This window comes from Miltoncostaea oceani (assembly GCF_018141545.1).
Taxonomy (GTDB): domain Bacteria; phylum Actinomycetota; class Thermoleophilia; order Miltoncostaeales; family Miltoncostaeaceae; genus Miltoncostaea; species Miltoncostaea oceani.
In genome coordinates, this window is the sequence record NZ_CP064356.1 from 1,507,527 (window position 1) to 1,533,006 (window position 25,480).

The following is a 25,480-nucleotide window of genomic DNA, read 5'->3' on the forward strand; positions in this document are numbered from 1 at the left end:
CCACGGAGGCGCGCGATGAGCACCCCGCCCGACCGGCACGCCCGGGCCATGCTGCCGATCCCGGACCGGCCGCCGCCCGGTCTCACCACGTACGACGCCAAGGACCCCGAGACGGCGTACCCGCCGATCGAGCCGCTGCTGCCGCCGCCCGGCGCCCCGAACGTCCTGATCGTCCTCCTCGACGACGTGGGGTTCGGCGCCTCGTCGGCGTTCGGGGGCCCGTGCCGGACGCCGACCGCCGAGCGCATGGCCGCGGGCGGGCTGCGGTACAACCGCTTCCACACGACCGCCCTCTGCGCGCCGACCCGCCAGGCGATGCTGACGGGGCGCAACCACCACTCCGTCGGCATGGGGTCGATCACGGAGACCGCGACGTCGGCGCCGGGCAACAGCTCGCTGCGACCGAACACGAAGGCGCCGCTGCCGATGACCCTGAAGCTCAACGGCTACTCGACGGCCCAGTTCGGCAAGTGCCACGAGGTACCGGTGTGGCAGACCTCCCCCCTCGGCCCCTTCGACGCGTGGCCCTCGGGCGGTGGCGGGTTCGAGACGTTCTACGGGTTCATCGGCGGTGAGAACAACCAGTGGGAGCCCGCCCTCTACGATGGCACGACCGCCGTGGAGCCGCCGGCGACCCCCGAGGAGGGGTACCACCTCACCGAGGACCTCGCCGATCGCGCCGTCGGGTGGATCCGGCAGCAGAAGGCGCTGATGCCCGACCGGCCGTTCTTCGTCTACTTCGCCCCGGGCGCCACGCACGCCCCGCACCACGTCCCGAAGGACTGGGCTGACCGCTACGCGGGCGAGTTCGACGAGGGCTGGGACGTCCAGCGCGAGAGGACGTTCGCCCGCCAGAAGGAGATGGGGGTCATCCCCCCCGACGCCGAGCTCACGACCCGGCATGCCGAGATCCCGGCGTGGGACGAGATGCCCGACGAGCTCACGCCGGTGCTCGCCCGGCAGATGGAGGTCTACGCCGGTTTCCTCGAGCACACCGACCATCAGGTCGGCCGCGTGATCGACGCCATCGAGGACCTCGGGATCCTCGACGACACGATCATCTACTACATCATCGGGGACAACGGCGCGTCGGCCGAGGGCACCGTCAACGGCGCCTTCAACGAGATGGCCAACTTCAACGGGATGGCCGCGCTCGAGACGCCCGAGTTCTTGATCGCCCGGATCGACGACTTCGGGTCGCCCGACTCGTACAACCACTACGCGGTCGGCTGGGCGTGGGCGATGGACACCCCCTTCCAGTGGACCAAGCAGGTCGCCTCCCACTGGGGCGGCACCCGCAACGGGACGATCGTGCACTGGCCGCGGGGCATCGAGGAGCGCGGCGGGCTGCGGAGCCAGTTCACCCACGTGATCGACGTCGCCCCGACGATCCTCGAGGCCGCCGGCCTGCCCGAGCCGACGATGGTGAACGGCGTGCTCCAGTCGCCGATCGAGGGCACGAGCATGCTCTACTCGTTCAACGACGCCGCCGCGCCCGAACGCCACGACCTGCAGTACTTCGAGATGTTCGGCAACCGGGGCATCTACCACCGGGGCTGGAGCGCGGTCACCAAGCACCGCACGCCGTGGGTGATGGTCGGCGGCGAGCTGCCCGCCTTCGACGCCGACGTCTGGGAGCTCTACGACGGCGCGGCCGACTACAGCCAGGCCACGGACCTCTCGGCGGAGATGCCGGAGCGGCTGGCGCACCTCCAGCGCCTCTGGCTGATCGAGGCGACGAAGTACAACGTCCTGCCCCTCGATGACCGGACGGCGGAGCGGATCGAGGCGTCGATGGCGGGGCGCCCGACGCTGATCCGGGGCGACAGCCAGCTGTTCTTCCCCGGGATGGGGCGGCTTTCGGAGAACAGCGTGGTCAGCATCAAGAACCGCTCGTTCTCGGTGACGGCGGAGGTTGAGGTCCCGGTCGGCGGCGCGGACGGGGTGATCATCGCCCAGGGCGGCCGCTTCGGGGGGTGGGCGGTGTACGCCCGGGACGGCCACGCGAAGTTCGTCTACAACGTGCTGGGCGTCCAGGAGTTCGCGACGGTCGCCGACGTGGCGATCCCCCGGGGGACGCACCAGGTGCGGGTCGAGTTCGCCTACGACGGGGGCGGGCTCGCGAAGGGCGGCGACGTGACGATCTACCACGACGGCGAGCCCGTCGGCGCGGGTCGCGTCGAGCGCACGCAGCCGATGGTCTTCTCGGCGGACGAGACGACCGACATCGGCTACGAGTCGGGGACGACCGTGACGCCTGACTACTCGGCGACGTCCAGCCGCTTCACGGGCCGGATCAACTGGGTGCAGCTCGATGTCGGCGTCGCCGACGACGACCACCTCATCGACCCCGAGGAGCGTCTCCGGGTCGCGATGGCGCGGCAGTGACGCGGGCTCCCCGCCCGTGTCCGCGCGGCCGCCGGGGGCTCAGCGCCCCCGGCGGTTGCGGACGACGATCGCGATCACGATGAACGCGACGATGGCGACCACCATCAGCAGCGGCACCAGGTCCCGCGGGTGCGTCACCCGTCGTCGGAGGTCGTCGGCCCCTCGGCCAGGAACTCCAGCAGGTCCTCGACGGTGAACCGGCCGGCCTGCATCGAGGCGACCAGGCCGTAGACGGCGGCGGTGTGCGGGCGGTCCACGACGTAGGCGCGCATCGCGTCGTTCGCGTCCGACTCGATGCGGGCCGCCTTGCCGAGCCCGTTGTCGGTGACCTCGACGCCGCTGCCCTTCACGAGGGCCATGTGGAGGTCGACGAGGCGCGAGCAGAGCGGCGCGACCTCCTCGGGGCTCGCGCCGAGGCGCGCTGCGAGGTCGGTGACGGGGTTCGGCCCCGGGTTCGCGACCAGCTCGCGCAGGATCAGGTACGAGCCCGGCGACAGGCCGGCGGCGCTCACGACCTCGTCAAGGACCCCGGCGAGCTCGGCCAGGAGCTGGAGGTCGTCCTCGTCGCGGAGCACCTAGGGCCCGTAGCGGTGGGGCGGGGCGGGGCGCGTCGTGCTGCGCGTCTCGCCGGCCCACGTGCGGCCGGTGATGCCGCGGTCGTCGAGGATCCGCAGGGCGGACCGCACCACGCCGGCGCGCGCGCCGTGCCCGTGGGTGTTCGCGACGGTGATCTGGAAGTCGTGCTCGCCGGGCCCCTTCTGGGGGCGGGCGTTCGCCCGCGCCAGGGCGACCCGCGCGTCGGACAGGGTGCGGGCGTCGTCGAGGGTCACGTAGACCTCGAAGAACGACCAGTCCGCGGGCTGCTCGGCCAGCAGGCCGTCGAAGGCCGTGGCGTGGTTCATGCGGCTCCCTCCGTTCGTCGGACCTGCGCGGGGGTCAGCGGACCACCCCGGCCGCCGTCAGCGCCGCCTCGACCTCGCCGGACGCGCGGGCGAAGGCCGCGTCGTCGAGCGCGGGCACGAGGCCCTCGGGGGCCCCGATGGCGGGGGGCAGCTCGATCCAGCTGACGCAGCCGCCGTGCGACGGGGCGTCCTCGAGGACCGGGACGGGGTCGACCGTCCAGACGCGGAGGATCGCCGCCCACAGCGGGTGCTTGCGGCGCCACCGCAGCCGCTCCGCCGCGTAGTCGGCGGTCAGCACGTGCAGGTGGTCGATCGCGGCGAGGGCGTCGGGGTCGGCGATCGGGTGCGCCTCGACCAGCTCGGCGTACACCGCGAGCGGCAGGCGCTCCGGGTCGTCCCGCTGGGCCAGGGGGTCGCCGAAGCGCACGCGCGCCTCGGGCTTCACGAGCTCGGGGCGCTGGTGCGCGTAGGTGGGGAAGAGGTAGAAGCTGCGGTGCGGCAGCTCGAACCGCTTCTCGCCGATGCCGCCCTTGCGGACGATGAGCACCTGGTCGCCCGCGGCGAGGGCCGCGACGGCGACGGCCCATTCCTTCAGCGCGTGTTCAGCCACGTCCGCAGCCTAGCGCGGGACGGGTGTCCGATCATGGTGACGGGGGGCCCTGATAAGTTGGACGCATGATCGACGCCATCCTCTCGCGAGCGGCCGACGGCGAGCGCATCACGCCGGACGAGGCCATCACCCTCCACCGCGACGCCCCGCTGGAGGATCTCGGCGCGGCCGCCGACGCCGTGGTCCGTCGCCGGTACGGGGACGAGATCACCTACAACGTCAACGCCCACCTCAACCCGACCAACATCTGCGTCGTCGGGTGCGGGTTCTGCGCGTTCGCGGTGTGGACCGAGAAGGACGAGCGCGCCTACGCCTACAGCGTGGACCAGCTCGTCGACCGCGCGGTCGAGCTCTCGGACCTCGGCATCACCGAGCTGCACATCGTCGGCGGCATGACGAAGGAGTACGACCTCCCGTACTACGAGGAGCTCTTCTCCGAGCTGAAGGCGACGCTGCCGCACGTCTCGCTGACGGCGCTGACGGCCGTCGAGGTCGACTTCATCGCCCGCATCTCGAAGGTGTCCCACGCCGAGGCCCTCCAGCGCCTGCGCGCCGCCGGCCACGACACGATGCCGGGTGGCGGCGCCGAGGTCTTCAGCCCCCGCGTGCGGAAGATCATCGCCGACCGCAAGGTCCCCGCCGAGGTCTGGCTCGCCGTGCACCGCGAGGCGCACGCCCAGGGCCTCCGGACCAACGCGACCCTCCTGTTCGGGCACTTCGAGACGCCCGAGGAGCAGGTCGACCACATGGCGCAGCTCCGCGCGCTGCAGGACGACACGGGCGGGTTCCAGGCCTTCATCCCGCTGCCGTTCCTGCCGGGCAACACCGACTTCGCGTACCTGCCGGGCCCGAGCCGCGAGGAGAAGCTGCGCACCATCGCGACGGCCCGCCTGTTCCTCGACAACTTCGCCCACATCAAGGGCCACTGGGTCATGCTCGGCGAGGAGATCACCTCGGAGGCCCTCGGGTACGGGCTGGACGACCTGTCGGGCACGCTCACCGAGGAGCGCATCGCCCACGCGACGACCGTGCAGACGCCGCTCGGCCTGTCCGAGGAGCGCATGCGCGGCCTGATCGCCGCCGGGGGCAAGCGCCCCGCCGAGCGCGGGACCCTCTACGACCGCGTCCACCGCGACGGGGTGGCGGCCTAGCCCCGGGTGTGGTCGCCCCGCGCACGCGCCGAGCGGCGCCTGCGCGAGCGGGGACGCCCCGCGTGGGCGGAGGTGACGGCCGCCGAGCGGGTCGGGGACGGCCGGTGGCTCCTGCGCCTGCGGGTCGCCGACGGCGGCGCCGCGCCCTTCGCCGCGACGGCGGAGGTCGATGACGCCGACCCGGCGGGCCCGCCGGTGGGCGGCCGGGTGGAGGTGCTGCACGGACCGCGGCGCGGTGGCCGTGTCCTCGCGCTCGGCGCGCCGTCGCCCCCGGCGGCGCCCCGCGCGGAGCCCCTCGACCCGGGGCCCCCTCCGGACCTGGCGATGGTGCTGCGCGGGTTGACGCGCGCGCTGGGCGACGGGTCGCTGAAGGCGGGCCTGCCGGTCGTCGTGCAGGCCGACGACCCGGCCGCCCCGCCGTCGCCGCTGGCGGGCCTGTCGCTCGACGCGCTCGCCGCCCGGGCGGGGGACGACCCGGGTGCGGTGGTCGACGAGGCCACCCGCCGGGTGGGGGCGGGGGAGGCGACGATGGGCGACGTGCTGGCGGCCGCACGCCGGGCGGGACTGGGGCGGGCCGAGCTGGCGCGCCTGGTGAGGGCGGGGCGGCGGCCGGCTAGTTGACGGGGCGCCGGCGCAGGCCGGTGACGCAGACGAGCGCGAGCAGGACGCACCAGGCGAGTGTCCAGACGACGGTGTCCCACTCCGCCGCGGGCACGATGACGGTGTTCTGGTTGATCTCGACCCGGGGGGCGGCGGGGCCCGCGACGTCGCGGAACTGCATGTCGGCGATCATCGGCGAGGTCACCGCGCGCGGCGAGATCCAGTAGAGGAACGAGACGCCGGCGTCGGCGGTGCCGATCAGCCCCTGATCGGCGGCGGCCTTCAGGTTGACGGCCGCCTGGGCGACGACGTAGACCGACGCGCCGAACACGCCCGCCGCGGCGGGGGCGACGATCGCGCTCGCGGCGGCGCAGGCGAGGAGGGCGAGGACGAGCCCCTCCCCGACCGCGAGTGCGTGGACCGCGAGGGGCCCGTCGAGGCCGAGCCCGAGCGCGAGGGCGCCGGCCTGGACGATGACGGTCCACGCGGCGAGTGCGCCGACGAGGATCACGAGGCGCGCGCCGACGGCGCCGGCGATGACCTGCGGGCGCGAGGCGCCCCCGCCGAGGAGCATCCCGAAGTGGCCGCCCGTGGCGTCGCGGTTGAGGGCGGCGCTGCCGAGGGCGATCGCCAGCGCGAGGCCGCCGAGGAGGAGCAGGGAGGCGGTGCCGCGGCGCAGGGCGTCCTCGCGGGCGAGGCCCTCGTGGGTGGCGGCGACGACGACGGCGACGACGGCGAGCGCCGCGCCGGCGGCGACGCCGACCTGCACCCAGGGGCGGCGGGCGACGCGACGGGCCTCGAGCGTGACGAGGGTCAGGAGCCAGCTCACCGGGTGACCCCGTCCTGGAGCGCCATGCGGCGGCCGAGGGCCGGGGCGAGGCCGCCGGGGCGCCCGGCGGCGGCGAGCACCGCCGCGCCGCGGGCGCGGGCGGCGGCGATCTCGCGGAGCGTGTCGCCGAGGACCCAGGGATCGTCGAGCACGACGAGGTCGGGGTCGCCGGCGATGGCGAGGGCGAGCGACAGGCGCCGCCAGCCCTCGGCGTCGAGCCGGCCGGTGCGCCAGTCGGCGACGTACCCGAGCCCGGCGCGGTCGAGGGCGTCGGAGGTCGCGCCGGCCGTCGGCGCCGCCGAGCGGAGCGCCAGCACCTCGCGCACCGCCTCGGACACCCGCAGGCCGGACGCGAAGCCGTCGCCCTGTGGTCCGTAGCCGATGCGGCGGCGGGCGCGGGCGTCGCCGACCGCGACGCCGAAGAGGGTCGCGCTGCCGCGGTGCTCGACCAGGCCGAGCAGCCCCCGCAGCAGGCTCGTCTTGCCCGCGCCGGGGGAGCCGGTCAGGAGCAGCCCCTCGCCGGGGCCGAGGAGCAGCGACACGCCCCGCACGGCCGGCTCGGGGCCGCCGTGGTAGCGCACCTCCATGTCCTCGGCCGCCACCACGGCCCGTGACTCGCTCACGCGGTGCGGATCACCTCGAGCACCTCGTCGCGGCGGCGCTCCATGTCGTCCTCCGACACCAGCGACTCCAGGTTGAGGCGCAGGAGGGGCTCGGTGTTGGACGAGCGGACGTTGAAGTGCCAGTCGTCGTAGGCGACGGACAGGCCGTCGATCTCGGTCTGGCGGCCGTCGGAGTAGCGGGCGCGGATGCGCTCGATCGCGGCGGGCGCGTCATCGACGGTCGAGTTGATCTCGCCGGAGATGTGGTACCGCTCGCGGAACTCGGCGATCATCTCCGACAGCGGCCGCCCGGTGACGGCGACCATCTCCATCACCAGCAGCGCCGGGATGAGGCCGCTGTCGGCGAACGAGAAGTCCTTGAAGTAGTAGTGGCCGCTGACCTCTCCGGCGAAGACCGCGTCGATCTCGCGCATGCGCCGCTTGATGAAGGCGTGGCCGACCCGGAACATGTCGGGGGTGCCGCCCGCGGCGGTGATGGCGTCGGGGACGGCCCGCGACGCGCGCAGGTCGTAGACGACGGGGGCCGGGCCGGTCCGCGCCAGCAGGTGGCGGGCGAGGAGGGCGGTGAGGAAGTCGCCGGCCACGAACTCGCCGGCGTCGTCGATGAAGAAGCAGCGGTCGGCGTCGCCGTCGAAGGCGATGCCGAGGTCGGCCTTCTCCTTGAGCACCTTCGCCATGATGAACTCGCGGTTCTCGGGGAGCAGCGGGTTCGGCTCGTGGTTCGGGAACGTCCCGTCCAGCTCGAGGAAGAACGGCACGGCGTCGATGTCGAGGCGCGCGATGACCGGCGGCAGGTAGAGGCCGGACATGCCGTTCGCGGCGTCGAGGACGACGCGCAGGCCGCGGATCGCGGACGGGTCGACGAACGTCAGGCACTTCTCGACGAAGCGGTCGAGCAGGCCCTCCTCGCGGGAGCGCGTGCCGGGGGTCGCGGCGGTCGGCGGGCCGGCGGCGGCGACGCGCCCGACCTCGCCGATGCCGGCGTCGCCGGAGAGGGGCAGCGCGCCGGCGGTGACCATCTTCACGCCGGTGTACTGCGGCGGGTTGTGGCTCGCGGTGATGACGGCGCCGCCGTCGAAACCGCCCTCGGCGACCGCGAAGTAGAGCATCTCGGTGGCGCAGAGCCCGAGCTCGACCACGTCGGCGCCCGCGGCGATCGCGCCCTCGGTGAAGGCGGCGGCGACGGAGGGGGAGGACAGCCGGGTGTCGTGGCCGACGGCGACGCGCCGGGCGCCGGTCACCGCGACGAACGCGGCGCCGATGCGCTCCGCGCCCTCCTCGTCGAGCTCGCCGGGGTAGAGGCCGCGGACGTCGTAGGCCTTGAAGACCGCCGGGTCCATGGTCATGACGCGAACCCGGGGCGCAGGAGGGCGTAGGTCTCGTCGAGGTGCTGCGGCATCACGCGTACGTCTCCCAGGGCCGGCATGAAGTTGGTGTCGCCCACCCAGCGCGGCACCAGGTGCATGTGGACGTGGTCGGCGATCCCGGCCCCGGCCGCGCGCCCCTGGTTCACGCCGATGTTGAAGCCCTGGGGCCTCATCCGCTCCTCGACGACCGCCTGTGCGCGCTGGATCAGGACCATGATCTCCGTGAGGGTGGCCTCGTCGAGGAGGCGCACCGAGTCCACGTGCGCGTAGGGGACCACCATCAGATGCCCGTTGTTGTACGGGTAGAGGTTCATGATCACGAACGCGCGGGCGCCACGGTACAGGATGTACGTGCGCTCATCGTCGTCGCGGGCGGGCAGGTCGCAGAAGACGCAGGCCGGCCCCTCGAAGCCGTGTTCCTTCTCGGCCGCGATGTAGGCCATGCGCCACGGCGACCACATGATGTCGGGCCCCCGGTCCGGGGGTGGGCCGCCTACAGCCACCGCTTGTGCCGGAACCAGAGGATCAGGCCGGCGGCCACGACGACCATCAGCAGGAGCGGCGCCACGAGGGACAGCGCGCCGTCCTCGCTGAAGGGGAGGACCTCCACGTTCATGCCGTAGATGCTCGCGATCAGCGTCATGGGCAGCAGGATCGCGGACATGATCGTGAGGTAGCGCAGGATGTCGTTGAGGCGGTGGGTGATGACCGTCTCGTTGGTGGCCTCGAGCGCCTCGGCCACCTCCTTGTAGTTCTCCAGCAGGTCCCAGATGCGCTCGCTCTTGTCGACGATGTCGTCGAAGTAGATCTCGAGGTCCTGGGGGGCGTAGCGCTGGTTGCTGCGCTCCAGCAGCCGCAGCGTGGACCGCTGGGGCTTCACGATCTTGCGGTAGTTGATGATCTCCTGCTTGATGTTCGAGATGTCGCGGACGAGGTCCTCGCTCTCGCCCTCGAACAGCTCGTCCTCGATCGAGTCGAGCTTGAACCCGATCTTGTCGAGGATCGGGAAGCAGTAGTCGTACATCGTGTCGACGATCTCGTAGAGCAGGTAGCCGGAGCCCTTGCTCATGTACTGCTCGCGGGCGTCCTCGCTGCGCTCGCAGCGGGACCACAGCGCGCTGAGCGGCTTGAGCGGCTCGTTCGGGAGCGTGATGACGAGGTCCTCGGCCACGAAGACGTTCAGCTCCGCCGCCTGCAGCCGTCCCGTGCGCTTGTCGAAGCGCGGGAAGTGCAGGACGATGAACAGGTACTCGGCGTACTCGTCGATCTTGGCGCGCTGGCGCCGCCGCGAGAGGACGTCCTCGAGGTCGAGGGGGTGGAACTCGTGGTGCTCCGCGAGCCACGCCGTCTCGATCTCGGTCGGCGCCTCGATGTTCAGCCAGGTGAGCCCGTGGCTCTCGAGGCGCTGGACGTCCGGCCGGGCGCGGCCGTCACCGGAGTCCCCGACGGGGACCGGCCGGCCCGTCTGGCCTCGGCGGATCTTCGGAAGGTTCGCCATCGTCCGCCCGCGCGGTGGTGGTCTCGATGGGTGGGATCGACGGCACGGGCGGATTCTGGCACACCGCGGCCCCCCGGCCGTCACCGGCCGCCGGGCCGCCCGTCACCGGGGCGTTCAGGAGCCGGGGCGCTGGCGGGTCGTCGGGACCACCATCGCGGCGACGGCGGCCTGCAGCTTGGCGGCGATCGCGTGCAGCTGGGCGCGTTCGGCGTCGCTGAGGACCGACGACATGATGCGCTCCTCGAGGGCGGCGACGTGGGCGCCGAGCAGCCGCGCGGTCTCGAGGCCGAGGGGCGTCGCGCTGATGAGCCGGCGGCGGCCGTCGTGGGGGTGGGGCGCCCGGGAGATCATCTCCCGCGCCGCGAGCTGGTCGAGCACCATCGTCACGTGGTTCGACCCCATGGTGAGGAGGCGGGCGAGCTGCCAGGGCTCGAGGGGGTCGGGGGCGTGGGCCGCGAGGGTGGCGAGCACCCGGTACTGGACGAGCGTGATGTTCCCCTGGCGGCGGGCGAGGCGGTCGAAGACGCCCTCGAGGTCCGAGCCGAGGGCGATCAGCCGGCCGGAGGCGTCGTCGCGTCCGTCCGGGGTGGCGGCCGTGTCCATGGCCCGAGTGTACGATGACTCACAGATCACTCATGTGTGAGCAATCGAGCTGGAGGTGCCGGATGAGGTCCGCCCGTTACCACGGACTGCAGGACGTCCGCGTCGAGACGATCCCCGAGCCGACGATCCTGAAGGGCAGCGACGCGCTGGTGCGCGTCACGAAGGCCGGCATCTGCGGCTCGGACCTGCACTTCTTCAACAACGGCCCGGATCTCGGCATGGTCGCCGGCACCCGCCTCGGCCACGAGTTCGTCGGTGTGGTGGAGGCCGTCGGCGGCGACGTGAGGAACCTGAAGGTGGGGGACCGCGTCGTCGCCCCGTTCGTGTTCTCGGACGGCTCGTGCTTCTACTGCAGCGACGGCGTCCACAGCTCGTGCACGTCGGGTGGGATCTTCGGCAGCCCCTTCTGGGGTGAGCACGCCGGCGGGGAGGTCGAGGGCGGCCAGTCGGAGTTCGTGCGCGTTCCGGAGGCGGACGGCACCCTCGTCGTCATCCCGGGCGCGCTGGCGGCGGCGGAGCACGACACGGCGGTGCTGCCGCTCGGCGACGTGTTCGCCACCGGCTACCACGGCGCGGTCCAGACGGGAGTGAAGGGCGGGGACACCGTCGTCGTCATCGGTGACGGCGCGGTCGGCCTCTGCGCCGTCCAGGCCGCGGCGCTGAAGGGTGCGGAGAACGTCGTCCTCGTCGGCCACCACGCCGACCGGGTGGCGATCGGGACGGCGAACGGCGCGACCCACTCCGCCGACGACAAGGCCGGCGACCCCGCCGCCCTCGTCGCGGAGCTCACCGAGGGCCGGGGCGCGGACGCCGTCATCGACTCGATCTCCGGTGACGCGTCGATCAAGCAGGCCCTGTCGCTCGTCCGCGACGGCGGCGCCGTGTCGATGCTCGGCATGTCGCACTTCTTCCAGCCCGTCGAGCAGCCGATCTCGGCGGTCTTCATGCGGAACGTCAGCCTCCACCCGGGTGTCTGCCCGTCGCGGGCCTACATCCCGGAGCTGCTGACGGAGCTGGAGAAGGGGACCATCTCGCCCGGCGTCGTCTTCACCCACGACCTCCCGCTCGAGGAGGCCGTCCACGGCTTCGAGATCATGGACACCCGCGCCGAGGGCTCCATCAAGGTCGCCCTCACCCCGTAGGACCCGCCCGCCCCGGTGCCCGCGACGGCGGGCGCCGGGGCCCGTGGTGCCGGGGTCCATTCGGCCGCGACCGCGAGGTCCATTTGGCCGCGGCCGCGGGGTCCACGTGGCCGGCGACGGTCCATCCGGCCGCGGCCCCAGCTCCAATCGCACTCCGGGAAACGGCCACTTGGCCGCGACCGCGAGGTCCACTTGGCCGTGGCCGCGGGGTCCACTTGGCCAGCGACGGTCCATCCGGCCGCGACCGCGAGGTCCACTTGGCCGTGGCCGCGGGGTCCACTTGGCCGGCGACGGTCCATCCGGCCGAGGCCCCAGCTTTGAGTGCACTCCGGGAAACGGCCACTTGGCCACGACCGCGAGGTCCATTTGGCCGACGACCCGAGGTCCATTCGGCCGTGACCGCGAGGTCCACTTGGCCGGCGCCCGGGGTCCACTTGGCCGGCGCCCGAGGTTCACTTGGCCGGCGACGGTCCATTCGGCCGAGGCCCCAGCTCCAATCGCACTCCGGCAAACGGCCACTTGGCCGTGGCCGCGGGGTCCACTTGGCCGGCGACGGTCCATCCGGCCGAGGCCCCAGCTTTGAGTGCACTCCGAGAAACGGCCACTTGGCCGGACCCGCGAGGTCCACTTGGCCGGAGAGGTCAGCGCATCCCGGCGTCCCTGCGGGGTTCGGACGTGGACGGCCACGTGGCCGCTCCACCGAGGTCCAATCGGCCGGACCGTCCGAGGAGGGGCCGGGGCGCAACGCCGCCGGAACGAGCAACGCCCCCGGCGAGGGGGGCGCAGACGGGACCTGAGAGGACGACGCGGCAACGCCCCGGGGGGGGCGGCCACGGCGGGTTACTCGATCAGGCCGTTCCGGTAGGCGTACCGCGTCGCCTCGGTGCGGTTCCCCACGCCGAGCTTGCGGTAGATGTTCGAGAGGTGGAACTTGACCGTCTGCTCGGTCACGTAGAGCTTGCTCGCGATGTCGAGGTTCGACAGCCCCTCCGCGACGAGGCGGAGGATCGAGAGCTCGCGGTCCGTCAGGCCGCCGGGGTGGCCGGAGCCGGAGCCGGTGGGGGCGGAGCCGCCGTCACCGCCGCGACCGCGGGGGTGGTAGACGGTGCCCTCGACGACCTGCCGGATGGTGGAGGGCAGGTCGAGCGGGTTGATCGACTTCACGACGTAGCCGGAGGCGCCCTGGTGCAGCGCCTGGTCGATGTGCTCGGAGTCCTCGAACATCGACAGGATGATGATCTTGAGGTCCGGGTAGTCCTTGCGCAGCGCGGCGAGGGTGGTGAGGCCGTCGCCCTTCGGCATACGCAGGTCGAGGATCACGACGTCCGGCCGCACCCGCGGCACGAGGGTCAGCATCTCCTCGCCGCTCATCGCCTCGCCGACGACCTTGATGTCGGGGGCGGTCTCGAGCGCCCGCTTGATCCCGTCCAGCATCAGCCGGTGGTCGTCCGCGATGGCGACCCGGAGCGGGGTGGTTGCGGGGGTGGTCGGGGGGTTCGACACGTCGGTTGTGGCCACGTTCCGTGTATCGGCGCTCATGGCGGTCGCCTTGAGCGTGGTCGCGCCACACTAACGATTCCACCGGACCTCACCAACGTCCGTCACCGCCACGGGGTCGCGCGGGACCCCGCATCGTGAGGATCAGGCGGTTCCCGGCACCGGGCCGTAGCGCTTGATCGCGTCCACGATCTCGCGGGCGGGCCCGCCCTTCACGAGGTACTCGGCGGCGCCCCCGGCCAGGCCGGCGGCGATCTCCTGCTCCTTGTCGCCGACGGAGAGCATCAGGACCGTCACGTCCGGGTGCTGCGCCTTCAGGGCGTAGGTGGCCTCCAGGCCGTCCAGGCCCGGCATCGAGACGTCCATGAGGACCACGTCGGGCTGCAGCTCGTCGGCGAGCTCCAGGGCGGCGGCACCGTCACCGGCCTCGGCCACGACCACGATGTCGGGGTCGCGCTCGAGCAGTCGGCGCAGGACGCCGCGGAAACGAGCATTGTCGTCCGCCAGGAGAACACGCACCAGCAACGAGCACCCTCCCTCTCAGGGATCCGCGGACGAGCGATCCGCGATGAACGGGACCCTACGCCCCGTTCCCGCCGTGGTCGCCTAGACGCCTTGGTAGTTCGGTGCAACAAGAGGTATAGGCGAATGTTTCCCGGACGGCGAGCCCCCGACCGGGGGATCATGCGCTAGCGGAGCCGCGCGCGCGCCCGCGGGGGACCGCTGACGGGGCATCCACTAGCATTCGTCCGGATGCCGCCCGTCCCCGACCCCTCGCTCCCCGACGCGGTCGCGGCCCTCATCGCGGTGACGTCGTGCGACACGGACCCCGCCCGCGGGGACGCCGCCGTGCGGGACGTCGCGGAGGCCGTGCGGTCCGCCGCGTCGGCGGATCTGGCGATCGTGTGGACCCACGACCCCCGTGAGGCCACGGGACGGCTCGTCGCGGCGGCCGGCGTGCCCGAGCCCGCGGCGGCGATCGTGGCCGAGGCGATGGACGCCCACCCCGCCACCGGCGAGGTCGAGCTCGAACCCGGCGGCGACGACCCCCTCCAGGCGGCGCTCGCCGCCCTCGGGGCCCCCCGCGGCCTCGCGCTGCCCGTCGCCACCGCCTCCGGCGGCCTCCTCGTCGTCGCCGGCGAGGCCCCCGAGGTCGCCGACCCGGTGCGCCGCCACGCCGTCCGGGTGGGGGCGGAGCGCATCGGCGCCGTGCTCGACGCCGCCCGCATGCGCGACAACCTCGAGCGCGCCATGGCCCAGATCCTCGCCACCGACGAGCGGATGCTCGGCCGCATGGGCCTCGACATCCACGACGGCCCCACCCAGCAGCTCTCCGTCGCGCTCCTCGAGGTCCAGCTCCTCGAGGCCGACCTCGCCGACGCCGACGACGGCGGGCTGCCGAGCCCCGACACCCTCCGCCCCGCCCTCGGGCGCATCTACGAGACCGTCGGGGGCGCGCTCCACGAGATGCGCGAGCTGATCGGCCACCTGCGCCCCGCCCAGTTCGAGGACCGCCGCCTCAACGACATCCTCCAGGACGCCGTCACCGCCTTCGCCGCCCGGGCCGACTGCGAGACCGACGTCGAGTGGGAGGGGGAGTTCGCGGTCAACGGCGTCTCCATCACCCAGCGCATCACCCTCTACCGGATCCTCCAGGAGACCCTCACCAACGCCCAGCGGCACGGTCGGGCCACCCGCGTCCGGGTGCGGGCCGTCGACGCGGAGGAGGGCGTGACCATGGAGGTCACCGACGACGGCGTCGGGTTCGACCCCGAGGCCGTCCAGCGGCGCAAGCCCGGGATGCCCCTCGCGCGGTTCGGCCTGTACGGCATGCGCGACCGCGCCCAGATCCTCGGCGGCTCGTTCGACATCACCAGCGTCCCCGGGGAGGGTTCCACGGTGCGGGTGTTCCTGCCGCGGTGGAACGGCGCGGCACCGGAGGTGAGCGTCGATGTGGCCTGACGGGAGCGGGGTCGCCGTCAAGGTGTGCGGCATCACCCGCGCCGCGGACGCGGCCGCCTGCGTGCGGCTCGGCGTCTGGGGCATCGGGTTCGTCTTCGCGGACGCCAGCCCCCGCCGCGTCGGGGAGCGGGAGGCCGCCGCGCTCGCGGGCGCCGTGCCCGCCACCACGGCCCGCGTCGGCGTCTTCGTCGGGGCGTCCCCCCGGGAGATGGCGGCCGTCGCCCGCCGGGTCGGGCTGACGCACCTGCAGGTGCACGGCGACGCCGACCCCGACGCCGCGCGCGCCGCGAGCGGGCTCCCCGTGGTCCAGGGCATCCGCGTCGACGGCCCCGCCGCCCTCGACCGGGCACGGGCGAGCACCGCCGACCTCGTGCTGCTCGACGCCGCCGTCGCGGGACTGCACGGCGGCACCGGCACCACCTTCGACTGGTCGCTGCTCGGATCGGCGGGGCTCGGCCGCCCCTACGCCCTCGCCGGGGGGCTGCGCCCCGGCAACGTCGCGGACGCCGTCGTGCGCCTGCGCCCCTCGCTCGTGGATGTGTCCAGCGGCGTGGAGTCGGCCCCCGGGGAGAAGGACGCCGACCTCGTCGCCGCCTTCGTCGCCGCGGTCGGCGGCGCCCGACGGAAGGCCCTCGCGTGACCCCCGACGGAGAGCTGCGGACCCGGTACGGGATCTTCGGCGGGCGCTACGTGCCGGAGACGGTGATCGGCGCCCTCGACGAGCTCACCGAGGCGTACCTGCGCTACCGCGACGACGTCGCGTTCCGCGCCGAGCTGGAGGGCCTGCTCGACCGCTACGTCGGCCGGCCCACGCCGCTCTACCGCGCGAAGGGCCTGGAGCGCGACTACGGCATCGAGCGCGTCTACCTCAAGCGCGAGGACCTCTGCCACACGGGGGCGCACAAGATCAACAACGCCCTCGGCCAGGTCCTCCTCGCGTCGAAGATGGGCAAGAGGCGGATCATCGCGGAGACCGGCGCCGGCCAGCACGGCGTCGCCACCGCCACCGCGGCCGCGCTCTTCGGCCTCGAGTGCTGCGTCTACATGGGCCGCGTCGACATGGCGCGCCAGCGCCTCAACGTCATCCGGATGCGGATGCTCGGCGCCGAGGTGCGGCCGGTCGACTCCGGCATCGGCACCCTCAAGGACGCCCTCAACGAGGCGATCCGCGACTGGGTGACGAACGTGGGGGAGACCCACTACGTCATCGGGACCGCGGCGGGGCCGGCGCCCTACCCGGAGATCGTCGCCGAGCTGCAGTCGGTCATCGGACGCGAGGCACGCGACCAGATGCTCGCCGAGGAGGGGCGCCTGCCCGCGGCGGTCGTCGCCTGCGTCGGCGGCGGCTCGAACGCGATCGGCATCTTCCGCGAGTTCGTCCCCGACGCCGGGGTGGCGCTCGTCGGCGTCGAGGCCGGCGGGGAGGGCATCGACAGCGGACGCCACGGGGCGTCCCTCGGCCACGGCCAGCCCGGGGTGCTGCACGGCACCTTCTCGTACCTGCTGCAGGACCCCGACGGGCAGGTCACCGAGCCCCACTCGATCTCGGCGGGACTCGACTACCCCGGCGTCGGGCCGGAGCACAGCCACCTCCGCGACACGGGCCGCGTGCGGTACGTCAGCGCCACCGACGCCGAGGCGCTCGCGGCGTTCCAGGTCTGCTCCCGCGCGGAGGGCATCATCCCCGCGCTGGAGAGCTCCCACGCCCTCGCCCTGCTCGCCCGCGAGGGCGCCGAGCTGGGCGCCACCGGCCCGGTGCTCGTCTGCCTCTCCGGGCGCGGGGACAAGGACGTCGACGCCGTCGGGGCGGCCCTCGGGCTCGATGACTGAGGGCGGGGAGCGCATCCGGGCGGCCTTCCGCGACGCGGGCCGGCCCCTCTTCATGCCGTACGTCATGGGCGGCTACCCCGACCTCGCCGCGAGCGCCGACCACGCCGCCGCGGCGTCCGCCCACTCCGACCTCATCGAGCTCGGCATCCCCTTCTCCGACCCGCTCGCCGACGGGGCGACGATCCAGGCGGCCGGCCAGCGGGCCCTCGAGGGCGGCACCCGCCCCGAGGACGTCATCGAGATCGCCGAGGGGCTCCGCGGCGGGCCGCCGGTCGTGCTGATGACCTACGTCAACGTCGTGCTCGCCGCGGGCCCGCGGGCGTTCATGGAGCGCGCCGCCCGCGCCGGCGTCGCCGGGGTGATCCTCCCGGACCTGCCGATCGACGAGGGCGACGAGGTGCGCGAGCAGGCCGCCCGCGCCGGGGTCTCCGTGACCCCCCTCGCGGCGCCGACCAGCGGCGACGACCGCCTCGCCGCGATCGGCCGCCGCGCCGACGGGTTCGTCTACTGCGTCGCGGTGACCGGCGTGACGGGGGGCGAGGTCGAGGTCGACGCGCGCCTGCGCGACTTCCTCGCGCGGGCCCGCGCCCGCATCGACGCCCCCCTCGCGGTCGGGTTCGGCATCCGCACGCCCGCCCACGTCGCCGCGATCGGCGGCATCGCCGACGGCGTCATCGTCGCGAGCGAGCTGATCCGCCGCATCGACGCGGCGCCCGACGCCGCCGCGGCGCGCGCCGAGGTCGAGGACTTCTGCCGGGACGCCGTCGCCGCCCTGCGGGGCCTGGCGGTCGCGCCCGGGTGATCGCCGCCCCGCCGGCGCTGCACGCGCCGCCCGCCGCCGCCCCCGTCGTGTGGGTGCAGGCCGGGCACCAGGCGCCGCGGGAGCCGGGGTACGCCGACCAGACCGGCGCCGGGTCCGGCCCCTTCGGCGACGAGATCGGCTTCACCACCCGGCTCCAGACGCGCGTCGTGGCGCGCCTGCGCGCCGCTGGGATCGACGCCCGCCGCACCCCGGGCAGGGTGACGCCGCTCGGGGCCCGCGGGGCGGTCTTCATCAGCCTGCACCACGACGCCGCGGGCGGGCGGGCGGGCGTCGGCCACGCCGTCGCCGGCACGCGCGAGAACTGGTACCGCGGCGAGGGCGGCGGCACCCCGAGCCCGACGCCATACCCCGACAGCGCCCCGCACCGGCGGGCGTTCCCCGTGACGGTCGCCGTGGAGCGCCGCTCCGACGACCTGGCGCGGCGCATCGCCTCGTCGTTCGGGCGCCTGTACCGCACCGCCCCCGGCGCGGACGGGACCTTCGGCGGCGTGGAGCCCCGCGACGGCAACCCCCGCATGACCCGGTTCCACGGCTTCTTCCGCACCCGCGCCTCCGCCCGCGTGATCTTGGAGGCCGGCGCCCCCGGCGCCGACGACGCCTTCCTGCGCCGCGTCGACCCGATCGCCGTCGCCGTCACTGCCGCGATCCGCAGCCACCTGCGGGCCCGCGGGCTGCTCCGCTAGGCGCCCGCCGCGGCGGCGAGCATGCCGAGCACGAGGGCGGAGCGCGCGGTCCAGGCGGCGGTGCGCACCCAGTTGCCCGCCACGAGCCGCCGGTGCCCGGCGGCGTCGAAGCCGCCCAGCATCTCCCGGTGGCGGGGCACCTGCAGCAGCCAGGTGGAGGCCCAGATCACCGCGACGAGGACGAGGCCGAGGACGGTGACCCACCGCGCCACGCCGTCCGGCGTCCACACCACCAGGCCCGCGGCGGTCACCGCCTCCACCACCATCGGCGCGGCGACCACCCACCCCGTGCGGCGCTGGTGCTCGGCCGCGAGGGCGGCGAAACCCTCCCGGCCGGCGTGGGCGAGGAGCGGGTAGTGGACGACCTGGACGAACCAGATCAGGCCCGTCATCGCCAGCGTCGCCGCCGCGTTGACGAGGAGGAGGGTCAGGGGGTCAGCAGGACCCGGTCAGGACGGTCTCGCCGCTGACCGCGTAGCACTGGCTGGCGTCCGGGGCGACGGGGGTCGAGGACGACACCACCGCGCCGGCGTCGTCGGAGCCGACGCGCACGATGTACCAGGACCCCGGCGACAGGCCGCTGAGCGCCGTGGACCGCCCCTGCGCGACACCCGACGCCAGCCCCTCGGCCTCGCCCTGCTCGCGGCCGACGCGCAGCCCCGCCGCCCGGCCCGCCTTCTGGCCCTCCTTGCGGCCCTGGGCGAGGCCCTCCCGCTTGCCGTCCGCCTGTCCCTTCTTGCGCCCCGCCTCGAAACCCGTCTGCTGGCCCTCGATCTTGCCGGCCTCGAACCCGCGCGCCTCGGCCCCCGAGGCGTCGGCGCTGTTCGCCCCGAGCATCCACCCGCCGACCCCGGCGGCGCCGATCAGCAGCGCCGCCGCGACCGCCGCGGCGATCGCGACGTCGCGTCCCATCGCCATCGCGCGCCGGCGGGCGGCGTCGCCGAACGCCTGCGTGGGGCGCTCCGGCTCCGGGGTGGGCGACCCCTCCGTCGTGAACCGGCCGAGGGCGGCGTCCCACGGGTCGCCCTCGCCCGGCAGGGGCGCCCCGACGACCGTCGGCCGGAGGGTCGCGCTGCCGAGGGCCCGGCGCAGCTCCTGGACGAGCTCCCGCGCGCTGCCCGGGCGGGCCGCCGGGTCCTTCGCCATGCCCCGGGCGAGCACGTCGTCGACCGCCGTCGGCAGCGACCCCGCGATCGCGGACGCGTCCGGCACCGGGTCGCGGACCTGGGCGAGCAGCACCGCGCTCGCCTCGCGCCGCACGAACGGGGCGCGGCCGGTGAGGGTCTCGAACGCGACCACCGCGAGGGAGTAGCGGTCCGACTCGGGCGTGGCCTGCTCGCCCTCCACCTGCTCCGGCGACACGTACTCGGCGGTGCCGAGCCAGTCGCCCCGGCGGGTGAGGCCGGGCATGTCGTCGAAGCGCACCAGCCCGAAGTCGCTGAGCCACGCGGAGCCGTCGCCGTCGAGGAGGATGTTGGCGGGCTTGATGTCCCGGTGGACCGTCCCGCGGGCGTGGGCGAAGTCGATGGCCTCCGCCATGTCCGACAGCACGGCGATCGCCTCGTCGGGGGGCAGGGGGCCGGTGCGGGCGATCCGCTCCGCCAGGCTGTCGCCGGGGATGAGGCGCATCGACATGAACGCCTGCCCGTCGATGTCGCCCGCGTCGTAGACGGGGACGATCCGCGGGTGCTCCAGACGGCCGGCGGCGATCGCCTCGCGCCGGAACCGCTCCATCGACCCGCCGCGCTCCAGGTAGCCCTCGCCGAAGACCTTCAGCGCGACCGGCCGGTCCAGGTCGAGCTGGGTCGCCCGGTACACGACGGCCTGGCCCCCGCGGCCGATCTCGGCCTCGATGCGGTAGCGGCCGAACTCCTCTCCGGGGACGAGCCTCAGCGCCGGACCTCCTGGCGGTGGCCCCGCACGGGGGCCTTCGGGACGCGGTTCACCCTAGAACGGTTCGCCCTCGGCCCCGACCCTCCTTGGCACCGGGTCCCCGCTCACATCTCGATGAGGACCGCCAGCACGCTGATCAGGCCGAGCGCCACCCCGAAGGCGGCCATCGCGAGGGCCGCGCGGGACGACAGCGGCGCGTAGCGGCCCTCGGCGAGTGCGCGCTCGACCTCGCGTTGCCGGACGACCCCGTAGACCATCAGCAGGATCCCGAAGAGCCCGAAGCCGACGCCGAGGACGATGAAGGGCCAACGCGTCACGGTCGCGACGCCGGGGACCACCGCTCCCGCACCGACACCCACGGCGATCGAGGTGAGTCCGCCGCGCAGCCAGGCGAGGAACGTCCGCTCGTTCGCGAGCCGGGTGCGGCGGGTGGCGTCGGCGAGCTGCTCGTCCATGCCGCGAAGGCTAACCCCTCACCGGAGGCGCACCCCGGGCGGGGCGGGCCGTCCGGCCGGGATGCCACCCTGAGGGGGTGCCCGCCGCCCTCGAGCAGTCCGTGATCGCCGGGGCCGAGCTCCCCCTGGGCGCCCTGGCCGAGCTGGCGCGCTGGGTCGAGGCCGCCGAGACCGCGGGATCCGAGGGCCCGGCGGCGCACGCGCGCATCGAGGAGCTGCTCGCGGACCTCCGCGCCCACTGGGGCGGGCTCGACCACGCGGGGCGCCGCCGCCTCGGGCACCTCGTCACCGCGCTGACGGCCCGCCGCCCGCCCGCCGGCGACGTCGACGCGGTCCCCCGCGCCGAGCCCCTGCCCGCGGTGCTCGCCCGCCTCGGCGTCCGGCGCCTGCGCCCCGGCCAGGACCTCGCCATCGCCGCCGGCCTCGCCGGGCGCGACGCCCTCGTCGTCATGGCGACCGGCTCGGGCAAGTCGCTCTGCTACCAGGCCCCCGCCGCCGCGCTCGACGGGCTGACCGTCGTCGTCTCGCCCCTCATCGCCCTCATGACCGACCAGCTCGGCGGGCTGCAGCGGGCGGGCGTGGCCGCGGCGGCCCTGCACTCCGGGTTGTCCGACGAGGAGGGCCGCGCCGCCCTCGACGCCGCGCGGACCGGGCGGCTCTCGCTGCTCTACGTCGCCCCCGAGCGGTTCCACTCCGCCGCGTTCCGGCGGGCGCTGTCCGAGGCCCGCGTCGCGCTGCTCGTGATCGACGAGGCCCACTGCGTCTCCGAGTGGGGCCACGAGTTCCGCCCCGACTACCGGCGCGTCGGCCAGTTCCGCCGCGACCTGCGGCCGCGGGCGACGATGGCCCTCACGGCGACGGCCACCGAGCGGGTCCGCGCCGACATCGCCCGCCGCCTCGGCCTGGACGACCCCGTCGAGGTCGTCGGAGGGTTCGACCGACCCAACCTCACGTTCGACGCCGCGTGGGTCGAGGGCCGGGGCTCGACGGCCCGCAAGCGCCGGGCGCTGATGGCCGCGCTCGCGAGCGCCGGCGGCGGCAAGGCGATCGTCTACTGCGGCACCCGGCGCGCCACCGACGAGACCGCCCAGATGCTCCGCGCCGAGGGGTTCAGCGCCGTCGCCTACCACGCGGGCCGCGCCGACCGCTCCGAGGCGCAGGAGGAGTTCACCGCCGGCCGCGCCCAGGTGGTCGCCGCCACCAACGCGTTCGGCATGGGCGTCAACGTCCCCGACGTGCGGCTCGTGGTGCACACCGCCCTGCCCGACTCGCTGGAGCAGCTCTACCAGGAGGCCGGGCGCGCCGGCCGCGACGGCGAGCCGTCCCGGCACGTCATCCTGGCGGGACCCGGCGACGAGGTCGCGATCCGCCGCCGCATCACCTTCGCGCGCCTCGAGCCCTCGGAGGTGGACGAGCTGCTGGCGCGCCTCGCCGCCCGCGCCGCGCCCGACGGCTCCTTCGAGATGGGCCGCTCCGAGGTCGACGACGCCGTCGGCTTCCGCCTGGCGATGGCCGAGCGCGTCGGGGCCCTCGAGGTCGAGGGCGCACCCGGCGGGGGTCGCCGGGGGCGCCTCGCCGTCGCGCGCCTGTCGCCCGACCAGCGGCGCGACCTCGGGGAGCAGGTCGGCGCGGAGCTGCGCCGCCGCCACGTCAGCCTCGACCAGGCCGTCGCCTACATCCGCGGCGACGCCTGCCGCCGCCAGGTCTTCCTCGACCACTTCGGCGACCCCTCGGAGCCCGCCCCCGAGGAGCGCTGCTGCGACCACTGCGCGCCGCCCGCCGACCTCGCGTCGGCCGCGGTGGCGGCGCCCGGGGACACCGGTGGCGGCACCCGCGGGGCGCCCGAGCCCGCGGAGGCGCTCGACGTCGCCGCGCGGAGGGTGTTCGACGTGCTGCGCGCGTGGCGCGGGGAGGTGGCGAAGGAGCTGGGGTGGCCCGCGTTCCGCGTCGCGTCCAACCGGACGCTGGCGGGCATCGCGCAGGCCGCGCCCCGCGACGAGCGCGCGCTGTCGGCCGTCCGCGGCGTCGGGCCGTGGCTGCTCGAGACGCACGGGCCGCGCATCCTGGAGATCGTCGGGCGAGCGGGGGAGGGCGGGGCGTGAGCGAGGACCAGGGGGCCGCGGCGCCTCCCGAGACGCGGATGTGCCGGTTCGTCTTCCCGGGCGACACGAACCACCTGGGGACGCTCTACGGCGGGACCCTGATGGCGTGGATGGACTCCGCGGCGGCGGTCGCCGGGGTCCGCCGCGCGGGTTCGGTGGCCGTGGTGACGGCGGCGGTCGACCGGCTGGAGTTCCGGGTCGCGATCCGCGAGGGCGAGCTCGTCGAGCTGGTCGCCCGCGTCGACTCGGTGGGCCGGACCAGCATGCAGGTGGTCGTGGAGGCCCACCGCGAGGACCCCGCCGGTCACACCCGCGAGCTCTGCACCACCGGCGTCTTCACGATGGTCGCCCTCGGCGCCGACGGACGACCGACGGCCGTGCGCGACTAGGACGAGGGGCGGGCGCCGACGGCGCGGAGGGTGGCGTCGGCGACGCGCTCCTCCCAGCCGGGGTCGAACGGGTCGCCCGCCAGGTGCCGGGCGTAGTAGGCGCCGACGCACATCTCCACGGCGGTCGCGACGTCGGCGTCCTCCGCGATCCCGCCGCGGTCGCGCGCGGCCTCCAGGGCGTCGCGCAGCAGCCGGCGTCCCGGGTGGAGGCTCCGCTCGCGGAGGGCGGCGATCAGGTCGGGCAGGTGCTCCGCCTCCGCCAGGCACACGCCGGTGAGGGACATGCCCACCCGGTCGAACACGCTGCGCAGGTGGCGGAGCTGGGCGACCAGGTCGGTCCGGAGGTCGCCCGACAGCGCCGGCGCGCCGCCCATGCGCAGCCGCTCGAAGGCGGCGGCGACGAGCTCCGCCTTGCCGGCGTACCGCAGGTACACCGTCGGCTTCGCGACCCCGGCGCGTGCGGCGACGGCCTCCATCGACATGGCGCTGTAGCCGACCTCGCCGAGCAGGGCCGCCGCGGCGTCGAGGATGGCGGCGTCGACATCGGCCGACCGGGGACGGCCGCGGGGACGGGCGGGGCGGGGCGGGGATGCCATCGGTACGATCCTATCCGCATTTACTGTACGTTGCGTAAAGCACGAGCGACCGCGGAGGCCCGATGTCCGGTTCGACCCCTTCCCTGGCGGCGTCCCGCACCCGCCGCCCCCCGAGGCCGGGCCTCCTGCTCCTCGCCCTCACCGTCGCCGGCGGGTCCTTCGCGCTCATGCAGGCGGTGGTCGTCCCCGCGCTCCCCGAGCTGCAGCGCGACCTGGACAGCACGACGGCCTGGGTCGCCTGGACGGTGTCGATCTACCTGCTGAGCGCGTCGGTCGCGACGCCGCTGCTGGGGCGCCTCGGCGACCAGTACGGCAAGGACCGCATGCTGCTCGTGACGCTCGCGATCTTCACCGTGGGGTCGATCCTCAGCATCTTCGCGTGGGACATCACGTCGCTGATCGTGTTCCGCGCGATCCAGGGCGTCGGCGGCGCCGTCTACCCGCTGTGCTTCTCGATCATCCGCGACGAGATGCCGCCGAAGCGCATGGGCGTGGCGATGGGGCTCATCTCGGCGATGCTCGGCGTGGGCGGCGGGCTCGGCCTGGTGATGAGCGGGATCATCGTGGACAACGGCTCGTGGCGGATCCTCTTCGTCGTCGGCGCCGTGATCGGCCTGATCGCCATGGGGCTCGTCCGCGCCGCCGTGCCGCCGTCGCCGTCGCGGGCGCGGGCGTCCCTCGACATCCCGGGGGCGCTGCTGCTGTCGGCCGGCCTGATCTGCGTCCTCGTGGCGCTCACCGAGAGCCGGTCGTGGGGCTGGGGCTCGCCGCTGCAGATGAGCGTTCTCGGCGCCGGCCTCGTGATCCTGGTGCTCTGGGGCTGGATCGAGTCGCGCACGGCGCAGCCGCTCGTGGACATGCGGATGATGGCCCGCCGGCCCGTCCTCTTCACGAACCTCGCCGCGCTGTTCTGCGGCTTCACGATGTACGCGATCTTCACGGTTCTGCCGCTGTTCGCGCAGATGCCGAGCGGGCTCCCCGTGGACGCCCAGGCGCTCGTGACCTACGGCTTCGGCGCCAGCGTCACGGTGTCGGCGCTCTACCTCATCCCGGGCGCGCTGGTGATGCTGCCCGCCGGCCCCTACGGCGGCGTCCTCGGCCGCCAGATCGGCTTCAAGTACGCCCTCGCGATCGGCCTCCTCGTCACGGCGATCGGCTCCGCCATGCTCGCCGCGATCCACGCGGAGCCGTGGCAGCTGATGCTCGGCTACGCCGTCGGCGCCGCCGGCGTCGCGGTGGCGTTCGGCGCGATGCCGAAGCTGATCGCCGACGCGGTGAGCCCCACCGAGACCGGCATCGCGACGGGGATGAACACGGTCGTGCGCACCGTCGGCAGCGCCATCGGCGCGCAGGCGGCGATCACCCTGCTCGCGAGCGACACCATCGCGGGCACCGACATCCCCGCCGAGGGCGGCTTCAGCACCTCGTTGTGGCTGGGCGCGGCCGCCGCCCTCGTCGCGGCGCTGCTCGCCCTCGGCATCTCCCCGCGCCGCCGCGTGCCCCGGGAGGCGGTCGCCGCCTCCCGGGGCTGACCGCC

27 protein-coding genes are annotated in these 25,480 nt (G+C 74.6%); 12 read left to right on the forward strand and 15 right to left on the reverse strand.

Annotation, left to right across the window (positions count from 1 at the left end):
- Nucleotides 1–15: 15 nt before the first annotated feature.
- Nucleotides 16–2,388, forward strand: a complete 2,373-nt coding sequence (locus tag IU369_RS07680) for an arylsulfatase (protein ID WP_281426216.1) — start codon at nt 16–18, stop codon at nt 2,386–2,388.
- A 134-nt stretch (nt 2,389–2,522) separates the two neighbouring features.
- On the opposite strand, the gene IU369_RS07685 is transcribed toward IU369_RS07680, so the two are convergent.
- From IU369_RS07685 to IU369_RS07695, 3 genes are read right to left on the reverse strand one after another with little or no spacing between them, the layout of a single operon-like run.
- Nucleotides 2,523–2,963, reverse strand: a complete 441-nt coding sequence (locus IU369_RS07685) for a MarR family transcriptional regulator (RefSeq protein WP_217923986.1) — start codon at nt 2,961–2,963, stop codon at nt 2,523–2,525.
- Complete coding sequence (locus IU369_RS07690; RefSeq protein ID WP_217923987.1) at nt 2,964–3,290, reverse strand: hypothetical protein; 327 nt, start codon at nt 3,288–3,290, stop codon at nt 2,964–2,966. It lies immediately after the preceding gene.
- A gap of 34 nt (nt 3,291–3,324) precedes the next feature.
- Nucleotides 3,325–3,900, reverse strand: a complete 576-nt coding sequence (locus tag IU369_RS07695) for a DUF1802 family protein (RefSeq protein WP_217923988.1) — start codon at nt 3,898–3,900, stop codon at nt 3,325–3,327.
- A 65-nt stretch (nt 3,901–3,965) separates the two neighbouring features.
- Between IU369_RS07695 and IU369_RS07700 the strand changes: the two genes are divergently transcribed.
- Both IU369_RS07700 and IU369_RS07705 read left to right on the forward strand, forming a co-directional pair.
- Nucleotides 3,966–5,051 carry a radical SAM protein gene (locus IU369_RS07700; RefSeq protein ID WP_217923989.1) on the forward strand — a complete coding sequence of 362 codons (1,086 nt, stop codon included), beginning with the start codon at nt 3,966–3,968 and terminating at the stop codon, nt 5,049–5,051.
- A gap of 6 nt (nt 5,052–5,057) precedes the next feature.
- Entirely contained in the window at nt 5,058–5,672 is a 615-nt protein-coding gene (locus IU369_RS07705; protein WP_217923990.1) for a hypothetical protein, read from the forward strand.
- On the opposite strand, the gene IU369_RS07710 is transcribed toward IU369_RS07705, so the two are convergent.
- From IU369_RS07710 to IU369_RS07735, 6 genes are all read right to left on the reverse strand, one after another.
- Nucleotides 5,665–6,480: a hypothetical protein gene (locus IU369_RS07710; protein ID WP_217923991.1), complete on the reverse strand. Its 816-nt coding sequence runs from the start codon at nt 6,478–6,480 to the stop codon at nt 5,665–5,667. The two genes, IU369_RS07705 and IU369_RS07710, sit on opposite strands and share 8 nt — an antisense overlap.
- Complete coding sequence (locus IU369_RS07715) at nt 6,477–7,103, reverse strand: ATP-binding cassette domain-containing protein (protein WP_217923992.1); 627 nt, start codon at nt 7,101–7,103, stop codon at nt 6,477–6,479. The genes IU369_RS07710 and IU369_RS07715 overlap by 4 nt, the downstream gene beginning before the upstream one ends.
- Nucleotides 7,100–8,443, reverse strand: a complete 1,344-nt coding sequence (locus tag IU369_RS07720; RefSeq protein ID WP_217923993.1) for a phosphomannomutase/phosphoglucomutase — start codon at nt 8,441–8,443, stop codon at nt 7,100–7,102. The genes IU369_RS07715 and IU369_RS07720 overlap by 4 nt, the downstream gene beginning before the upstream one ends.
- 2 nt (nt 8,444–8,445) lie before the next feature.
- A complete protein-coding gene (locus tag IU369_RS07725; RefSeq protein ID WP_217923994.1) occupies nt 8,446–8,913 on the reverse strand; it encodes an HIT family protein in 468 nt (155 codons plus the stop codon).
- Between the two features lie 50 nt (nt 8,914–8,963).
- On the reverse strand, nt 8,964–9,968 hold the full coding sequence (locus tag IU369_RS07730) for a magnesium transporter CorA family protein (RefSeq protein ID WP_217923995.1): 1,005 nt from the start codon (nt 9,966–9,968) through the stop codon (nt 8,964–8,966).
- A gap of 114 nt (nt 9,969–10,082) precedes the next feature.
- Nucleotides 10,083–10,571 carry a MarR family winged helix-turn-helix transcriptional regulator gene (locus tag IU369_RS07735; RefSeq protein ID WP_217923996.1) on the reverse strand — a complete coding sequence of 163 codons (489 nt, stop codon included), beginning with the start codon at nt 10,569–10,571 and terminating at the stop codon, nt 10,083–10,085.
- A gap of 62 nt (nt 10,572–10,633) precedes the next feature.
- Between IU369_RS07735 and IU369_RS07740 the strand changes: the two genes are divergently transcribed.
- Nucleotides 10,634–11,713, forward strand: a complete 1,080-nt coding sequence (locus tag IU369_RS07740) for an alcohol dehydrogenase catalytic domain-containing protein (RefSeq protein ID WP_217923997.1) — start codon at nt 10,634–10,636, stop codon at nt 11,711–11,713.
- Between the two features lie 840 nt (nt 11,714–12,553).
- Here IU369_RS07740 and IU369_RS07745 read toward each other — a convergent pair.
- Both IU369_RS07745 and IU369_RS07750 read right to left on the reverse strand, forming a co-directional pair.
- Nucleotides 12,554–13,231, reverse strand: a complete 678-nt coding sequence (locus IU369_RS07745; protein ID WP_217923998.1) for a response regulator transcription factor — start codon at nt 13,229–13,231, stop codon at nt 12,554–12,556.
- A 123-nt stretch (nt 13,232–13,354) separates the two neighbouring features.
- The gene (locus tag IU369_RS07750; protein ID WP_217923999.1) at nt 13,355–13,729 is read right to left on the reverse strand and encodes a response regulator; all 375 of its coding nucleotides are present in this window, start codon (nt 13,727–13,729) and stop codon (nt 13,355–13,357) included.
- A 234-nt stretch (nt 13,730–13,963) separates the two neighbouring features.
- On the opposite strand from IU369_RS07750, the gene IU369_RS07755 reads away from it, so the two are divergent.
- From IU369_RS07755 to IU369_RS07775, 5 genes are read left to right on the forward strand one after another with little or no spacing between them, the layout of a single operon-like run.
- The gene (locus IU369_RS07755; protein ID WP_217924000.1) at nt 13,964–15,172 is read left to right on the forward strand and encodes a sensor histidine kinase; all 1,209 of its coding nucleotides are present in this window, start codon (nt 13,964–13,966) and stop codon (nt 15,170–15,172) included.
- Nucleotides 15,162–15,812: a phosphoribosylanthranilate isomerase gene (locus IU369_RS07760; RefSeq protein ID WP_217924001.1), complete on the forward strand. Its 651-nt coding sequence runs from the start codon at nt 15,162–15,164 to the stop codon at nt 15,810–15,812. Before IU369_RS07755 ends, IU369_RS07760 begins: the two co-directional genes overlap by 11 nt.
- Nucleotides 15,809–17,002 (forward strand): tryptophan synthase subunit beta, encoded by a 1,194-nt coding sequence (trpB, locus tag IU369_RS07765; protein WP_217924002.1) that lies wholly within the window; start codon nt 15,809–15,811, stop codon nt 17,000–17,002. The genes IU369_RS07760 and trpB overlap by 4 nt, the downstream gene beginning before the upstream one ends.
- Nucleotides 16,995–17,804: a tryptophan synthase subunit alpha gene (trpA, locus tag IU369_RS07770; RefSeq protein WP_217924003.1), complete on the forward strand. Its 810-nt coding sequence runs from the start codon at nt 16,995–16,997 to the stop codon at nt 17,802–17,804. The genes trpB and trpA overlap by 8 nt, the downstream gene beginning before the upstream one ends.
- Nucleotides 17,801–18,508: an N-acetylmuramoyl-L-alanine amidase CwlD gene (locus IU369_RS07775; RefSeq protein WP_217924004.1), complete on the forward strand. Its 708-nt coding sequence runs from the start codon at nt 17,801–17,803 to the stop codon at nt 18,506–18,508. The genes trpA and IU369_RS07775 overlap by 4 nt, the downstream gene beginning before the upstream one ends.
- Here IU369_RS07775 and IU369_RS07780 read toward each other — a convergent pair.
- The 3 genes from IU369_RS07780 to IU369_RS07790 all read right to left on the reverse strand — a co-directional run bounded on the left by IU369_RS07780 (nt 18,505) and on the right by IU369_RS07790 (nt 20,856).
- Nucleotides 18,505–18,900, reverse strand: a complete 396-nt coding sequence (locus IU369_RS07780) for a hypothetical protein (RefSeq protein WP_217924005.1) — start codon at nt 18,898–18,900, stop codon at nt 18,505–18,507. The genes IU369_RS07775 and IU369_RS07780 overlap by 4 nt on opposite strands.
- Nucleotides 18,901–18,943: 43 nt before the next feature.
- Nucleotides 18,944–20,401 carry a protein kinase domain-containing protein gene (locus IU369_RS07785; protein ID WP_217924347.1) on the reverse strand — a complete coding sequence of 486 codons (1,458 nt, stop codon included), beginning with the start codon at nt 20,399–20,401 and terminating at the stop codon, nt 18,944–18,946.
- 104 nt (nt 20,402–20,505) lie between these two features.
- Nucleotides 20,506–20,856 (reverse strand): YidH family protein, encoded by a 351-nt coding sequence (locus IU369_RS07790; RefSeq protein WP_217924006.1) that lies wholly within the window; start codon nt 20,854–20,856, stop codon nt 20,506–20,508.
- A gap of 77 nt (nt 20,857–20,933) precedes the next feature.
- Here IU369_RS07790 and IU369_RS07795 point away from each other — a divergent pair, with 77 nt between their 5' ends.
- Together IU369_RS07795 and IU369_RS07800 are read left to right on the forward strand one after the other, a co-directional pair.
- On the forward strand, nt 20,934–22,958 hold the full coding sequence (locus IU369_RS07795) for a RecQ family ATP-dependent DNA helicase (RefSeq protein ID WP_217924007.1): 2,025 nt from the start codon (nt 20,934–20,936) through the stop codon (nt 22,956–22,958).
- A gap of 38 nt (nt 22,959–22,996) precedes the next feature.
- Complete coding sequence (locus IU369_RS07800; RefSeq protein WP_343233226.1) at nt 22,997–23,347, forward strand: acyl-CoA thioesterase; 351 nt, start codon at nt 22,997–22,999, stop codon at nt 23,345–23,347.
- Here IU369_RS07800 and IU369_RS07805 read toward each other — a convergent pair.
- Nucleotides 23,344–23,943 carry a TetR/AcrR family transcriptional regulator gene (locus tag IU369_RS07805; protein WP_217924009.1) on the reverse strand — a complete coding sequence of 200 codons (600 nt, stop codon included), beginning with the start codon at nt 23,941–23,943 and terminating at the stop codon, nt 23,344–23,346. The two genes, IU369_RS07800 and IU369_RS07805, sit on opposite strands and share 4 nt — an antisense overlap.
- 62 nt (nt 23,944–24,005) lie before the next feature.
- On the opposite strand from IU369_RS07805, the gene IU369_RS07810 reads away from it, so the two are divergent.
- The gene (locus IU369_RS07810; RefSeq protein WP_217924010.1) at nt 24,006–25,475 is read left to right on the forward strand and encodes an MFS transporter; all 1,470 of its coding nucleotides are present in this window, start codon (nt 24,006–24,008) and stop codon (nt 25,473–25,475) included.
- Nucleotides 25,476–25,480: the final 5 nt, after the last annotated feature.

What these genes read in the sequence shown, in the direction of transcription:
- IU369_RS07680 (WP_281426216.1), top strand. Translation starts at nt 16, where the DNA reads ATGAGCACCCCGCCCGACCGGCACGCCCGGGCCATGCTGCCGATCCCG.
- IU369_RS07690 (WP_217923987.1), bottom strand. Translation starts at nt 3,290, where the DNA reads ATGAACCACGCCACGGCCTTCGACGGCCTGCTGGCCGAGCAGCCCGCG.
- IU369_RS07700 (WP_217923989.1), top strand. Translation starts at nt 3,966, where the DNA reads ATGATCGACGCCATCCTCTCGCGAGCGGCCGACGGCGAGCGCATCACG.
- IU369_RS07720 (WP_217923993.1), bottom strand. Translation starts at nt 8,443, where the DNA reads ATGGACCCGGCGGTCTTCAAGGCCTACGACGTCCGCGGCCTCTACCCC.
- IU369_RS07725 (WP_217923994.1), bottom strand. Translation starts at nt 8,913, where the DNA reads ATGGCCTACATCGCGGCCGAGAAGGAACACGGCTTCGAGGGGCCGGCC.
- IU369_RS07730 (WP_217923995.1), bottom strand. Translation starts at nt 9,968, where the DNA reads ATGGCGAACCTTCCGAAGATCCGCCGAGGCCAGACGGGCCGGCCGGTC.
- IU369_RS07735 (WP_217923996.1), bottom strand. Translation starts at nt 10,571, where the DNA reads ATGGACACGGCCGCCACCCCGGACGGACGCGACGACGCCTCCGGCCGG.
- IU369_RS07740 (WP_217923997.1), top strand. Translation starts at nt 10,634, where the DNA reads ATGAGGTCCGCCCGTTACCACGGACTGCAGGACGTCCGCGTCGAGACG.
- IU369_RS07755 (WP_217924000.1), top strand. Translation starts at nt 13,964, where the DNA reads ATGCCGCCCGTCCCCGACCCCTCGCTCCCCGACGCGGTCGCGGCCCTC.
- IU369_RS07760 (WP_217924001.1), top strand. Translation starts at nt 15,162, where the DNA reads ATGTGGCCTGACGGGAGCGGGGTCGCCGTCAAGGTGTGCGGCATCACC.
- trpA (WP_217924003.1), top strand. Translation starts at nt 16,995, where the DNA reads ATGACTGAGGGCGGGGAGCGCATCCGGGCGGCCTTCCGCGACGCGGGC.
- IU369_RS07780 (WP_217924005.1), bottom strand. Translation starts at nt 18,900, where the DNA reads ATGACGGGCCTGATCTGGTTCGTCCAGGTCGTCCACTACCCGCTCCTC.
- IU369_RS07790 (WP_217924006.1), bottom strand. Translation starts at nt 20,856, where the DNA reads ATGGACGAGCAGCTCGCCGACGCCACCCGCCGCACCCGGCTCGCGAAC.
- IU369_RS07800 (WP_343233226.1), top strand. Translation starts at nt 22,997, where the DNA reads ATGTGCCGGTTCGTCTTCCCGGGCGACACGAACCACCTGGGGACGCTC.
- IU369_RS07805 (WP_217924009.1), bottom strand. Translation starts at nt 23,943, where the DNA reads ATGGCATCCCCGCCCCGCCCCGCCCGTCCCCGCGGCCGTCCCCGGTCG.
- IU369_RS07810 (WP_217924010.1), top strand. Translation starts at nt 24,006, where the DNA reads ATGTCCGGTTCGACCCCTTCCCTGGCGGCGTCCCGCACCCGCCGCCCC.